The 13,424-nt window shown below is 39.2% G+C and carries 10 protein-coding genes; 3 read left to right on the top strand and 7 right to left on the bottom strand.

The genetic code is table 11. The features are described 5' to 3' along the window. Both ON09_RS17535 and hppD read left to right on the top strand, forming a co-directional pair. Positions 1-439, top strand: a 439-nt coding sequence (locus tag ON09_RS17535) for a homogentisate 1,2-dioxygenase domain-containing protein (protein WP_010602369.1), incomplete at its 5' end; no start/stop codon positions are given. A gap of 96 nt (positions 440-535) precedes the next feature. Then, positions 536-1,666, top strand: coding sequence for a 4-hydroxyphenylpyruvate dioxygenase (gene hppD, locus ON09_RS17530; protein ID WP_010602368.1), 1,131 nt, complete (start codon positions 536-538; stop codon positions 1,664-1,666). Positions 1,667-1,761: 95 nt separating this feature from the next. Here the strand turns inward: hppD and ON09_RS17525 are convergent, their stop codons facing one another. The 7 genes from ON09_RS17525 to dnaE all read right to left on the bottom strand — a co-directional run bounded on the left by ON09_RS17525 (position 1,762) and on the right by dnaE (position 12,433). Then, positions 1,762-3,498: a ubiquinone-dependent pyruvate dehydrogenase gene (locus ON09_RS17525; protein WP_010602367.1), complete on the bottom strand. Its 1,737-nt coding sequence runs from the start codon at positions 3,496-3,498 to the stop codon at positions 1,762-1,764. A gap of 307 nt (positions 3,499-3,805) precedes the next feature. Continuing rightward, positions 3,806-4,324 carry a DsbA family protein gene (locus ON09_RS17520; protein ID WP_010602366.1) on the bottom strand — a complete coding sequence of 173 codons (519 nt, stop codon included), beginning with the start codon at positions 4,322-4,324 and terminating at the stop codon, positions 3,806-3,808. A 1-nt stretch (position 4,325) separates the two neighbouring features. Further along, the gene (locus ON09_RS17515; RefSeq protein WP_010602365.1) at positions 4,326-4,787 is read right to left on the bottom strand and encodes a redoxin domain-containing protein; all 462 of its coding nucleotides are present in this window, start codon (positions 4,785-4,787) and stop codon (positions 4,326-4,328) included. Between the two features lie 76 nt (positions 4,788-4,863). Further along, a complete protein-coding gene (locus tag ON09_RS17510; RefSeq protein ID WP_010602364.1) occupies positions 4,864-5,781 on the bottom strand; it encodes a DUF58 domain-containing protein in 918 nt (305 codons plus the stop codon). Between the two features lie 358 nt (positions 5,782-6,139). Continuing rightward, a complete protein-coding gene (locus ON09_RS17500) occupies positions 6,140-7,348 on the bottom strand; it encodes a PQQ-dependent sugar dehydrogenase (protein ID WP_010602363.1) in 1,209 nt (402 codons plus the stop codon). A 152-nt stretch (positions 7,349-7,500) separates the two neighbouring features. Then, positions 7,501-7,821, bottom strand: coding sequence for a thioredoxin (gene trxA / locus ON09_RS17495; RefSeq protein WP_010602362.1), 321 nt, complete (start codon positions 7,819-7,821; stop codon positions 7,501-7,503). 178 nt (positions 7,822-7,999) lie between these two features. Next, on the bottom strand, positions 8,000-12,433 hold the full coding sequence (gene dnaE, locus ON09_RS17490; protein WP_010602361.1) for a DNA polymerase III subunit alpha: 4,434 nt from the start codon (positions 12,431-12,433) through the stop codon (positions 8,000-8,002). A gap of 238 nt (positions 12,434-12,671) precedes the next feature. On the opposite strand from dnaE, the gene ON09_RS17485 reads away from it, so the two are divergent. Further along, positions 12,672-13,424, top strand: a 753-nt coding sequence (locus ON09_RS17485) for a S41 family peptidase (RefSeq protein WP_010602360.1), incomplete at its 3' end; no start/stop codon positions are given.

The raw sequence follows: 13,424 nt of genomic DNA, 5'->3' as shown, positions 1-13,424 counted from the left end.
CTATCATTATCCTTACGCTTTCTCTATCCATGATTTTGAACCCATTACTGGTCGTTTGCACCAGCCACCACCCGTTCACCAAACATTTGAGGGGCATAATTTTGTTGTATGCTCTTTCGTTCCACGAAAATATGATTACCATCCCGATTCGATTCCGGCACCATATAACCACAGCAATGTAGATAGCGATGAGGTGCTTTATTATGTTGATGGTGATTTTATGAGCCGAAAAAGTGTGGTTAAAGGACAAATTACACTTCACCCAGGCGGCATTCCCCATGGCCCGCATCCCGGAACGGTTGAAAAATCAATCGGAAAAGAAAAAACTGATGAACTGGCCGTAATGATTGATCCTTTTAAACCACTGATGCTTACGCAAGAAGCAATTGACATTGAAGATGAAAATTATCATAAAAGCTGGCAGATAAATGTGGAATAAATGTAGACGCGGCTCCGAATAACGATGTTAAACGAGAATCTTACACATCACATCTTGATACTAAATACTTGATACTAAATACTTGATACTAAAAATATGGAAACACTAACATTTGCAGAAAAAATATCTAAAGCACAGGATTTTCTGCCAATTAACGGAACAGATTATATAGAATTTTATGTGGGTAATGCAAAGCAGGCTGCTCACTATTATAAAACCGCCTTTGGCTTTCAGAGCCTGGCTTATGCTGGTCCGGAGACTGGCGTTCGTGATCGGGCCTCGTACGTTTTACAGCAGGGAAAAATTAGGTTGATTTTAACCACTGCGTTGAAATCAGATCATCCGATATCGGAACACGTGAAAAAACATGGCGACGGCGTGAAGGTACTTGCTTTATGGGTTGATGATGCTTACAGCGCCTTTGAGGAAACCACCAAACGTGGTGCTAAACCTTACATGGAGCCAAAAACTTTGACAGATGAGTATGGTGAAGTAAAAATGAGCGGCATTTACACTTATGGTGAAACTGTACACATGTTTATCGAACGGAAAAATTATATCGGCACCTTTATGCCTGGCTATCGTGTTTGGGAAAGTGATTACCAACCTGCAGATGCAGGACTTTTATACATCGATCATTGCGTAGGCAATGTGGGCTGGAACCGTATGAATGAAGCTGTACAATGGTATGAAGATGTAATGGGTTTCGTTAATATTCTTTCCTTTGATGATAAGCAAATCAATACGGAATACTCTGCTTTGATGAGTAAAGTGATGAGCAACGGAAATGGATTCTCCAAGTTCCCGATCAATGAGCCAGCTGAAGGCAAGAAAAAATCGCAAATTGAAGAATACTTAGAATACTATGAAGGGGAAGGCGTACAACATATCGCCGTGGCTACGAAAGATATTGTGAAAACGGTAAAAGAACTAAAATCTCGTGGGGTTGAGTTTTTGAGCGCTCCACCAGAAGCCTATTATGATATGATGCCGCAGCGTGTTGGAAAAATTGATGAAGAAATTTCTTTACTGGAAAGCCTGGGCATTTTAGTAGATTGTGATGAGGAGGGTTATCTATTGCAGATTTTTACTAAACCAGTAGAAGATCGCCCAACGCTTTTCTTTGAAATTATTCAGCGTAAAGGTGCGCAAAGTTTTGGTGCGGGTAACTTCAAAGCTTTGTTCGAATCTCTGGAGCGTGAGCAAGAGCTGAGGGGGAATTTGTAGGAACCTTTGATAATATCATCATTGCGAGGCACGAAGCAATCTGTATTAATATGAGATTGCTTCGAGCCTCGCAATTACGATTGTTTTATGCTTTTTTAAAGCACCTCCCCTAGATGCTTGTAGTTAGATTTTATCGTATCAAAAACCTCAGTCATTTTCCCGCCTAGCATAAGCTTAGCCATCGATTCTGTCATTCCTTTTATTTGTGCCCATTCAATTTTCGGTGGCATGGCCAATGCGTTTGGATTGGTCATGATGTTAAGCAATATGGGGCCACTTTCGTTTAAGGCACGACTGATTGCATTTTCTACGTCCTCAGGTTTAGAAACCGTAATCCCTTTGAAACCCATCGCCTGGGCAACCAAGGCAAAATCAGGATTTATCATATCGGTTTCATTATCTGGCAAACCATCCACTTCCATCTCCAGTTTAACCATACCTAAAGAACGGTTGTTAAAAACGATAAGCTTAATGGGTAAATGATATTGTTTGATGGTTGCTAAATCACCTAAAAGCATGGATAACCCGCCATCGCCACACAGTGCAACAATCTGTTTTTCAGGATGAGCCAAAGCAGCACCAATAGCCATCGGCATTGCATTTGCCATTGAACCATGATTAAATGATCCCAGCATTTTCCGTTCTCCAGTTCCATCAATAAAACGGGCACCCCAAACGCAACACATTCCGGTATCTACCGTAAAAATGGCATCATTCGCAGCTAACCGATTAATCGTTTCAGCTACAAACTCTGGCTGAATTTTATTCTCCTCGCCCTGATCTTTCACATAAACCTGTTGGTTCTCCTTTACTTTTTCGTAAAACTCAAGCTGCGATTTCAAAAATTTGTCGTCCGTTTTTTCTTCTAATAAAGGTAGCAGCGCTTTAATGGTGTCGGCAATATTGCCACATAAACCCATGGTTAATTTGGCTCTTCTACCTAAACGTTCAGGTCGCTCATCAATTTGAATAATTTTATTTTTAACCGGCATGAAATTCACATAAGGAAAATCAGTTCCTAAAAGTAATACCAGATCGGCTTCATGCATCGCATGGTAACCAGAAGGCTGCCCCAAAAGACCTGTCATACCAACCTCGTATGGATTATCATATTGGATGCCCATTTTTCCACGGAAGGAAAATCCTACAGGCGCTTTCAATCTTGAAGCCAACTGTACCACTTCATCGTGAGCTTCAGCAGCACCGATGCCACAATAAATCATTACTTTCTTTTCTTCATTCAATATTGCAGACAACGCATTCAATTCCTGATCAGACGGACGGATTACAGGCTTATTATTGAATAGCTGCATGGAGGTTACGCTCTCTACAGCATCCATTTCTGCAACATCGCCAGGTAAGCCAAATACAGAAACGCCTTTTTTATGAATAGCATGTTGAATAGCCGTTTGCAACATTCTTGGTGCCTGTTCTGCAGTGGTTGCAACTTGATTGTAATAACTACAATCATCAAATAATTTGATGGTATTGGTTTCCTGGAAAAAATCAGTTCCAAATTCTCCTGTCGGGATGGTAGAGGCAATTGCGATAACCGGCACATGAGAACGATGTGCATCATAAAGTCCGTTAATTAAATGAACATGGCCGGGCCCACAGCTGCCTGCACAACAGGCAATTCCATCCAGTTCTGCTTCAGCTGCAGCAGCAAATGCACCAACTTCTTCATTGCGAACATGAATCCATTTAATCTTTCCGTTTCTTTTAACCGCATCATTGAAATAGTTTAAACTATCGCCGGTAACGGCATAAACTCTTTTAACACCAACCTCAACCAGCATTTCTACCAGTTGCTCTGCAACATTTTTACCCATGAAAGTATTTTTAATTGATCAACATCATCGTGATGTTAACATCTTATAAATACCTGAATCAGAAATATTGTTTTACATTTTGGAAGGAAAAGGACCTAATCTGACTTATAGCAGACCAATTTTCGAAATAAATTAAATGCGCTCGTTTCTTCACTAAAACTTCATAATTGAAACGCACCTTTACATCAACAAAACACGAAGCGATTTCTATTTTGTTAAATTCTAAAAACTCATAATTAGTTTTTTAGTTTTCCGGTTACCCTTATCTGATACCTCATGTATTGCAAAATACATGAGGTTTTTTTATCTATTCTGTACTTTCTTCTAGCATCTGATGTAAAGCGGCGGCATCACCATCAAATTTAGTCCCGTTTACATAAAATGAAGGCGTTCCGTTAACGCCACTCCTCACACCGCTTTCAAAATCGTTATCTACTTTTTCTTTAACTGCTTCGGAAGTAAAATCTTGTTGAAATTTCTCCATATCAAGACCAACTGTTTCGGCTAACTCTTCAAAAAGATTTTCATCTAAACGATATTGGTTTTCATAAAGTGCATCATGCATTTCCCAAAATTTACCTTGCAAAGCTGCAGCTTCTGCAGCGGCGGCGGCAGAAAAAGCATACTGATGAGATTCTTGTAGAGGAAAATTCCGAAATACAAATTTGATCTGATCTCCAAATGTATCTTCAATTTCTTTGATGATGGGATGAGCATCTCCACAAAAAGGGCATTGGTAATCGCCAAATTCTACTATGGTAATGGTTGCAGCATCATTGCCTTGCACATGATCGCTGTTACTTACTTCAGGTTTTAAATTGCTCATATCATTTTTTGTCCAATTCCTCTAACGCGTCTAAAATGCCATCGGCACCAGGATTTACCGCTGTTGGTGACAAGTAACTCCAGGCAATCATTCCCTCTTTATCAATTACGAATAATGCCCGTTTACTTTCTCCAACTTCATCATCATAAACCCCATAGGCTTTTGATACGGCTCCCTTAGGTTCAAAATCTGCTAATAAAGGGAAATGAAGTTTCCTATCTTTTTCAAAAGCCAAATGGCACCAAACACTATCTACCGAAACACCAAAAATCTGGGCATCGTGCTTCGAAAAATATTTTAACATTTCGTTGTAAAGTGCCATTTGATCACTACAAACCGGACTCCAATCTGCCGGATAGAAGGCTAAGATTACATTCTTACCAATAAAATCTTTGAGTTTTATCTTTTGATCGGGAGTAGCATTCAGCTCGAAATCTGGCGCTTTGGTACCTTTTTCTAACATGTTAATTTTTTTAAGGATTAAATTGTTTCCTAGTTAACAGCTCAAGATGCCAGTTGTTTGCAAGGTGAACCTGGCATTAACCCAGTTTTTGTCTTTTAATCAGATAAGATTGAAGAATAGGATAAAATCCTTCATTTATATCTGCATCAATTAAATCAATTTTGTATTGGGCACATTTTAAAGCAATTTGTGCCCTGTAAATAGATACTGCATCTTTGTAATTATCTTTAACCTGATTGGTATGCACTTTAATGGTGTCACCTGTTTCCATATCAATAAACTGATAGGGGCGGTTTTCAAATTCGAAATTTACTTCCTTTGATCGATCAACCACGTTAAAAACCACTACTTCGTGCTTGTTGAATTTTAGGTGTTGCAAGGCATCAAAAAACTGATCTGTTTTTTCAATACTTGTTTGGGTATTAAACAAATCGCTGAATATTACTACTAACGACCGCTTATGAATAAGCTCAGCAACCTGATGCAAGGCCTCGCTTAAGTTGGTTTGTGCATTAACTTTTGGTTTCTGCAACAAGTCTTCCAGCTGGGTAAACAAATATTTTTGATGTACAGTGGTAGACTTGGCCGGAGAATTAAGTAAAACCTCTTCAGTAAATAAACTCAATCCGAAAGCATCACGCTGCTTTTTGAGCAAATACATTAACGACGCAGTGGCCTGAATGGCGAAGGTAAGCTTATTGTTTTTAGGTTCAGGAAAATACATTGATGAAGAAACATCGATCACAAACTGACAGCGCAAATTGGTTTCTTCTTCAAAACGTTTGCTGTACAGTTTATCCGTTTTGGCGTAAAGTTTCCAATCGATATTTTTTACATTATCACCGTTATTATACTGGCGATGCTCTGCAAACTCTACAGAAAAGCCATGAAACGGACTTTTATGCAAACCTGTAATAAAGCCTTCAACCACTTGTTGTGCCAATAATTCTAAATTCCCGAAACCCGATTCATTTTCGTAATTCACCGTCTGCATATGGTAAAGCTAAAAAAGTTTTACGAATTAATTGTTTATAATCCCTCGAATCTCTTTTTTGGAAAGCTTAGCCAGCTTATCATATTGAAGTGTGTTCCCGCTATCGTTTCAAATCCTCTCCCGCTTAAAATCGGGATTCGGGTTTTACACTTTATCGGGTTTAGGTGGCCGCCATTGTACATCTATCTATGGTTTATAAACCCGATTGAAATGAAAAGCCCACAGCGTAGCGAAGACTTGTAATGAAAAGCGGGACAGTAATTGCGATGAAAAGCTGAAATAGCATTTTCAAAAATATCATAAAAAAAATCCCGAACTCATCTAATGAATTCGGGATTTGACCTGCTTTGCTCAGATTTTATTTCTTGGCTATTTTATACAAATTACCATTATCAGTAACGGCATAAAAGGCACCGTCTTTCTCCACCAAATCGCGGAAACGCTCCCCTTTCCCTGCAAGTAGCCTTTCTTCGCCAACTACTTTGTTGTCCTTAATTACCAAGCGGCTAATGTGCGAGCCACTCAGACCGCCAACAAACAAATTACCCTTCCACTCCGGAATAACGCTACTGTTGTAGAAAGCAATTGATCCTGGAGAAAGCACTGGGTTCCAATAATAAACAGGTTGTTCCATGCCTTCTTTTTGCTGAATGCCATCTCCAACTGCCTTTCCGCTATATTCAATGCCGTAAGTTATAATTGGCCAGCCGTAGTTTTTACCAGGTTTAATCAGGTTTACCTCATCACCACCTCTGGGACCAAATTCAGCTTCCCATAAATCACCTGTTTGCGGGTTAATTGCCAGTCCGTCAGGATTACGAAGGCCATAAGCATAAATTTCAGGTTTAGCATCTGCTTTGCCAGCAAATGGCCCATTCGGAACTGCTTTACCATCTTTGGTTAAATGAAGAATTTTCCCCAATGATGAATTCAATTGCTGTGCCTGAATTCTTACTTCACGATCTGACCGTTCTCCTGTACTTACAAACAGATCTCCATTTTTATCAAAAACAATTCTTGAGCCATATTGCAACTTACCAGTATGCGCTGGCGTAGCACGATAAATGATGGTTTGATTTTCAATCTTAGTTTCACTGGCCGATAACTTACCTTTTGCGATGGCTAAAAGTACACCTTTAGCTTGCGGCTCCGAAAACGCCCAGTAAACCATTCTGTTTTTAGCAAAATCAGGATCTAAAGTTACATCTAGTAACCCACCTTGTCCTGAAGCATCAACTTTGGGCAAACCTTCAATTTTTTTAGTGAGTTTTCCATTAGCATCGAGAATAACCATTGTTCCTTGCTTTTGGGTAATCAAAAAACCTCCATTTGGAAGTACAGCAATTGCCCATGGATTTTCCAATTTCCCGTTGATGATTGATATCTCAAGCGGAGTTGAAGTTTTAACGCCTGCTATACGCGTTTGGCCTGCGAACGCGGGTTTATAATCAGCTGTAGGTTTTTCGGTTTCTACGGGATTTTGCGCTGAAACAGATGCAACATTTGCGCAGTTCAATGTAAATCCAGCAATTAGAATACCTAATGTTTTGTTAGTAATCAGTTTCATAGGAATAATGCATTTTTCTCTTAAAGGAACAAAAATATTTGCTCATAAAAAAACCCGAATTCATTTATTGAACCCGGGTTTTTGTAATATTATTAGTGAGGTTTGCGCAATTGATTTAACTTAAACTTTTTGCTTGCACCATCAACCGTTATTTAAGCCAACTGCTTGTTTAATTTATCAGCTAATACTGATTTTGGAACCGCACCAACTTGTTTGTCAACTACTTGACCATCTTTGAAATATAATAAAGCTGGAATGTTACGAATACCGAACTGCATAGAAATTTGAGGGTTGTTATCAACATTCACTTTTCCAACTACTGCTTTACCATCATATTCTTTAGCAATTTCTTCTACTACTGGACCAACCATGCGACAAGGGCCACACCATTCTGCCCAAAAATCTACTAATACGGGTTTATCTGATTTTAATACAAGCTCTTCAAAGTTTGCATCTGTGATTTCTAATGCCATAATTATTTTTTTTATTTTCAAATATATGTATTCAATTGTAATGCCAACTACACTGTAATGTCAATTTGACACTTAGGTGTTACAGGTTATCAGTTAACTCCATTCGATTAAGGTTTTGGGTTCTGCATGCATTGAAACACGCAAATTCTAACCTGGAAACCGTTAACATACGATAAACTTAGTTTAACTTGTAATTTACAACATTCAATCCCACCAATTGTTCTAGGAACTTATTGTTAGGATTTATTTTTAAATTTTTCGAAGGTAAATCCAACATTATCTGCTTTTCGCTATCAAAAACGGCAAAGTTAAGTTGGCAGTTCTGTTGCTCAGAGTTTGCCTTATTGTCTGCTAATATGGCTTCAATTTCCCGCATTAACTCTTCATTCACCCGTTCAATTGGAACCTGAATAGTTAAACTCTTCGCCAGCTTATCTCGTAATTCAGACATCAGATTAATGGCAGTAATTTTAAATTCCCAATCGCCGGCTTTGCCAAAACGTTCTCCTACCCTACCTCTAATCTGCAAGAAATAACCTTCAGTTAAAAATGATTTAAACTTTAAAAAATCTTCACCAAATAGTGCCATTTCGCAGGCGTCATCATAATCTTCAAAAACAAATGTGCCGAATGGTTTACCTGTTTTGGTGATTCTTTGCGATGCCGCAACTACTAATCCGCCTACGCAAAGTTCGCGGTTCTGAAGTTTGGCAAACTCAGCCAAAACTTCTTCATTGGTATCGCCCATTCTTACTTTATTGATAATGCTCAGCTGCCTTACACCATGTGTACAAAACTTATCAAGCTCCAATTTATAGTTATCCAAAGGGTGCCCTGAAAGGAAAATTCCTATGGCATCTTTTTCGTATTTCAGGCGATCCATCAATGCCCATTCAGGAGAAACAGGCAAAGTAGGTTCTAAAATTAAATCGGCCTTTGAACCGCCAAACAATGAAGCCTGTGAGGTGCTTTCATTGTTCTGAAAATCGTTGGCAAACTTGATGATCTTTTCGATTCCATTCATCTTATCATGCGGACCGATGTAGAAAAACTGTGCCCGGTGCCCACCAAACGCATCGAATGCGCCGCTGTAAACAAAACTTTCGTAAGCTTTTTTATTGACGATCCGGGTATTTGATCGTTTGGCAAAATCATAAACCGAAGCATATGGCCCATTTGACAATCTCTCTTCGATGATGCTTTCCACCGCTTTCTCGCCCACACCTTTCACTGCCGACATACCGAATCGCACTTCTCCACGTACGTTTACTGAGAATTTCAAATCAGATTCGTTTACATCAGGACCCAAAACCGTGACGCCCATTTGGCGACATTCCTCCATGAAAAACGCTACCTGTTTAATATCGCTCATGTTATTGGAAAGTACCGCAGCCATATATTCTGCAGGATAATGCGCTTTTAAATAGGCCGTTTGGTAAGCAATCCAGGCGTAACAGGTAGAGTGTGATTTGTTAAACGCATAAGAGGCAAACGCTTCCCAATCTTTCCAGATTTTTTCTAAAGTTGCAGCATCATGACCTTTTTCGGCCGCTTGCTTTACAAATTTAGGCTTCATTTTATCCAGAACATCTTTCTGTTTTTTACCCATCGCCTTACGCAAAACGTCGGCCTCACCTTTGGTAAAACCAGCTAATTTTTGCGATAAAAGCATTACCTGCTCCTGATAAACCGTAATACCGTAAGTTTCTTTTAAGTATTCTTCACAGGCATCCAAATCGTATTGAATTTCTTCTTCACCATTTTTCCTGCGTACGAAACTCGGAATATATTCCATTGGTCCCGGGCGGTATAAGGCATTCATGGCAATTAAATCGTCGAAAACCGTTGGCTTTAACTCTTTCATGTATTTCTGCATACCCGGACTCTCGTACTGAAAAATACCGATGGTTTCACCACGCTGGAAGAGCTCGTAAGTCATCACATCATCAATGGGAAAAGTATCCGGATCCAGATTAATGCCATGTCTTTTCTTCACCAGTTTAACGGTGTCTTTAATTAATGTAAGGGTTTTTAACCCTAGGAAGTCCATTTTCAGTAAGCCGGCGCTCTCTACTACCGAGTTATCAAATTGGGTAACATACAAATCAGAATCCTTTGCGGTAGCAACCGGAACAAAATTCGTAATATCACTTGGCGTAATAATTACACCACAGGCATGAATACCTGTATTTCTTAACGATCCTTCTAAAACCTGTGCCTGTTGAATGGTTTCGGCACCTAAATCTTTTAAATTGCCTAGATTTTTAAGTTCGACTACACGCTCATATTCATCCGGACGTAAAGCATCTTTTAACGCTTTTTCATCTAGATTGAAGATTTTTGCCAGCTTCATATTTGGAATCAGCTTCGCGATTTTATCGGCCTCAAATAAAGGCAAATCTAAAACCCTAGCCGTATCACGGATGGATGACTTGGCCGCCATGGTTCCATAAGTGATGATTTGCGCCACCTGGCTGGAACCATATTTATTAATTACATATTCCATTACACGGCCACGACCCTCATCATCAAAATCGATATCAATATCGGGCATGGAAACACGATCGGGATTTAAGAAACGCTCAAAAAGCAGATCGTACTTAATCGGATCAATATTGGTAATCCATAGGCAATATGCAACCACTGAACCCGCAGCTGATCCACGACCGGGACCAACCGATACATCTCTGCGACGGGCTTCGGCAATAAAATCCTGAACAATCAAAAAGTAACCCGGATAACCGGTTTTCTCAATGGTGGCCAACTCGAAGTCTAAACGCTCAATTACCGATGGCGTTAATTCCCCGTATCTGATTTTGGCACCTTCATAAGTTAAGTGCCTCAAAAATTTATTTTCACCGCGTTTACCGCCGTCAACTTCATCCTCCGCAACAAGAAACTGTTCTGGAATATCGAACTTCGGCAAAAGTACTTCACGGGCAAGTTTGTAGGTTTCAATTTTATCTACAATCTCCTGTATATTCAAAATCGCCTCAGGCAAATCGGCAAAAAGTGCCTTCATTTCATCACCCGATTTGAAATAATATTCTTGATTAGGCAAACCATAACGGTAACCGCGTCCGCGTCCGATTGGCGTGGCTTGTTTTTCACCGTCTTTTACACAAAGCAAAATATCATGCGCATTTGCATCTTTTTTATTGATGTAATAGGTGTTATTAGTAGCGACTAGTTTGACCTCGTGCTTTTTGGCCAAAGAAATTAAGGAAGCGTTTACCCGATCTTCATCTTCCTGGTTGTGGCGCATAACCTCCACATAAAAATCTTCGCCAAACTTTTCTTTCCACCATACCAAAGCTTCTTCTGCCTGGTTTTCGCCCATGTTTAAAAGCTTGTTAGAAATCTCTCCGGAAAGGTTTCCAGACAGTACAATAATATCATCCTTGTACTGCTCAATTACACTTCTATCAATACGCGGAACGTAGTAAAAACCTTTGGTATAGGCAATAGACGACATTTTGGCCAGGTTGTGATAGCCATTTTTATTCTTCGCCAATAATACCATTTGGTAGCCATTGTCTTTTGCTGTTCTGTTCAAGTGATCATCGCAAACGAAGAATTCTACTCCCACAATCGGTGTCATCACCACTTCAGTCGGCCGCTGCCCTGCTTCGATGGCTTCGGCATTTTTAGCCTCTGCGGCTTTATTATGATTGAGTACAGCATTTACAAAGTGGAATGCGCCCATCATATTGGCATGATCGGTCATCGCCACTGCCGGCATTTTTTGTGCCGCAGCTGCTTTTACCAAAGCAGGAATGCTAATGGTACTTTGTAACACTGAAAACTGGGTATGGTTATGCAAATGCACAAACGTTGCCGCAGCAAGTTCCTGTTTGTTTTCTGCGAGCTCTTGTTTTGAAACGCCACCGCCTTCTGTTTTTTGCAGGCGTCTGCGGATTTCATCAGAAGCAGCCTTTAAATTGATATGCTTTAACCCAACACCTTCAATTAGTGCAGGGTTGATCTCTCTGAAACGTGGGAAATATTCTGCATCAACGAGAAGCTCTTCTTTTTTAAATACTTCGCGTTTAACCAGCTCTAAAAAGCAGCGTGTAGTGGCTTCCACATCGGCTGTAGCATTGTGCGCCTCATTAAAAGGAACACCGAACAAATACGAGTGTAATTCAGTTAAAGTAGGAAGTTTGAATTTACCACCTCTACCACCTGGCAACTGTAAAAGCTGTGCAGTTACTTCGGTACAGGTATCAAGCACTGGTAGTTCAGCCAGGCGATTTGCAACACCGAACCTATGAAACTCACAACCCATTATGTTCACATCAAAACCAACATTCTGGCCAACGATGAACTTTGCTTTGCTTAAAACTTCATTAAACTTAGCCAGCATTTCGTCAAATGAAATCCCTTGGTCTGTCGCCAAGTCGGTCGAAATCCCGTGAATCCTTTCTGCATCATAAGGAATGTTAAATCCTTCCGGCCTTACTAAATAATCCTGATGTTCAACCATCCTCCCCATCTCATCATGCAATTGCCATGCAATTTGAATACAACGCGGCCAGTTATCGGTATCGGTAATTGGCGCATTGTAATTACGTGGCAAACCCGTAGTTTCAGTATCAAAAATTAAGTACATATTGTATTTTAAGAATTAGCCGCTGCAGAAGAATAACGGTTCTTCAAAAATAAGGAATTTGAATGTTGATGTTGTCAGGATTTTATCAACAAAATATCTAAAATATGATCATGTATATGGTACATAATAACAACATTGTTTTAGCGGAAAGATTTTAATTGTCCTTAAAATTCTATAAAACTTGCAACCATTATTACTATAAATTCATCTATCGATTAATAATTAATTTTCAAAACAGATGAAAAGACTATTAACCGTAATTTTTGTTTTTATTCTATCTCTTGACGTTAGTGCGCAAAAAAAAATGACAACGCAAGACAGCATTAAAATATTTTATGAAAACCTTTTTTCGACACTAAAGGCTAAATACTTACACAAAGAGAAAATTAACTGGGAATTAATTGAATCTCAAACTAAGCAGGATTTAAATCAATACAATACTTTTCAAAACGCTCTCTCTGAAATTAAAAAACTATTTGACAGAATAGGCGCAACACATTGCAATGTTTACTATAAGCAGAATAAATATTCTGCTACCGTAAAAAATATTTCAAAAGAGGATTACAGTGAGCAATGGAAAAAGAAATATGATACCAAACCAACCTTTGAAGTAAAAGTACTTAACGATAGATATGGTTACATATTAATTCCGGCTATGCTGTCTTTTGATATAAGCGCTTCGAATATCCATAATATAGCACAACCATTATACAACAAAATTGCTGAAACTAAAGCTCAGAAAAATATTGAGGGCTGGATTATAGATTTAAGATTTAATACCGGTGGCAATTCATGGCCAATGCTTCTTGCACTATATGATTTTTTGGGAAACAATGATATCGGGGGTTCACTTAACAGCGATAAAAAACAAGAAAGCAAGTTTAGATTAGATCATGGGAAACTTATTGAAAAATCAAAAACAATATCATTTGTACATCCCACGGGCGAATTGTTAGATGAAAAAAGGGTAAGCATCATTAAGTGTGTACGT

It is taken from the genome of Pedobacter agri PB92 (assembly GCF_000258495.1).
GTDB classification, from domain to species: Bacteria; Bacteroidota; Bacteroidia; order Sphingobacteriales; family Sphingobacteriaceae; genus Pedobacter; species Pedobacter agri.
Note: the sequence above shows the minus strand (reverse complement) of the source record. Positions and strands in the feature narration are given on the sequence as shown.

Coding starts and splice junctions, on each gene's coding strand:
- ON09_RS17510 (WP_010602364.1), bottom strand. CDS start 5,781: ATGCAGACGGTGAATTACGAAAATGAATCGGGTTTCGGGAATTTAGAA.
- trxA (WP_010602362.1), bottom strand. CDS start 7,821: ATGGCATTAGAAATCACAGATGCAAACTTTGAAGAGCTTGTATTAAAA.
- ON09_RS17525 (WP_010602367.1), bottom strand. CDS start 3,498: ATGGGTAAAAATGTTGCAGAGCAACTGGTAGAAATGCTGGTTGAGGTT.
- ON09_RS17515 (WP_010602365.1), bottom strand. CDS start 4,787: ATGTTAGAAAAAGGTACCAAAGCGCCAGATTTCGAGCTGAATGCTACT.
- hppD (WP_010602368.1), top strand. CDS start 536: ATGGAAACACTAACATTTGCAGAAAAAATATCTAAAGCACAGGATTTT.
- ON09_RS17520 (WP_010602366.1), bottom strand. CDS start 4,324: ATGAGCAATTTAAAACCTGAAGTAAGTAACAGCGATCATGTGCAAGGC.
- dnaE (WP_010602361.1), bottom strand. CDS start 12,433: ATGTACTTAATTTTTGATACTGAAACTACGGGTTTGCCACGTAATTAC.
- ON09_RS17500 (WP_010602363.1), bottom strand. CDS start 7,348: ATGAAACTGATTACTAACAAAACATTAGGTATTCTAATTGCTGGATTT.